1 pseudogene is annotated in these 698 nt (G+C 39.5%); it reads left to right on the plus strand.

The features are described from left to right. Positions 1-12: 12 nt before the first annotated feature. A pseudogene (locus B3Z75_RS00670) lies at positions 13-507 on the plus strand (DUF4372 domain-containing protein); the annotation flags it as partial. Positions 508-698: the final 191 nt, after the last annotated feature.

Here is a 698-nt window from a genome sequence, read left to right on the forward strand (position 1 = left end):
ATATTCAATATTATGAATTCAGGCAAAACGGTTCTATCACAACTAATGAAGGTTAGATCAGATTTTCAATTCCAGAGATGCGTTGATCGCTACAAGGGTGACTTCCGTGTAAGAAGATTCACTTGTAACGAGCATTTTCTGGTGATGAGTTTTGCCCAATTAACCGCTAGAGAAAGCCTTCGTGACATTGAAAACAGCTTAACTGCTTTTTCATCGAAGCTTTACCACTCCGGTTTGAGATCCGAAACTGCAAAATCCACATTGGCAGAGGCCAACGAGAAACGCAATTGGAAAATCTATGCCGATTATGCACAGGTTTTAATCAAACAAGCCAGACCATTATATGCAGATGATCCCAATTTTAGATTGGATATTGACAATATGGTCTACGCTCTGGACAGTACTACAATTGACTTGTGTTTAAGTCTGTTCCCCCGGGCAAAATTTCGAAAGACCAAAGGTGCCGTAAGGATGCATACTGTTCTTGATTTAAGAGGTTCAATACCAATNNCTTATCTTCTCGCAGCTATTGCTAAAAAGAAACTGGGTATCCCTGTAAGTTTGTATACTTTCACTCAGACTCCAGGGCTGGCCTTGTTTGAAAAAACGAATATCAAAGAACTCTTTAGTGGCAATAATAATTTAAACAATCAGTCCGATTATCCCTTCCTGCCACTTTGGGAAAATTAAACCGGACA

It is taken from the genome of Proteiniphilum sp. UBA1028 (genome assembly GCF_002316955.1).
In the GTDB taxonomy this organism is placed as follows: Bacteria; Bacteroidota; Bacteroidia; order Bacteroidales; family Dysgonomonadaceae; genus Proteiniphilum.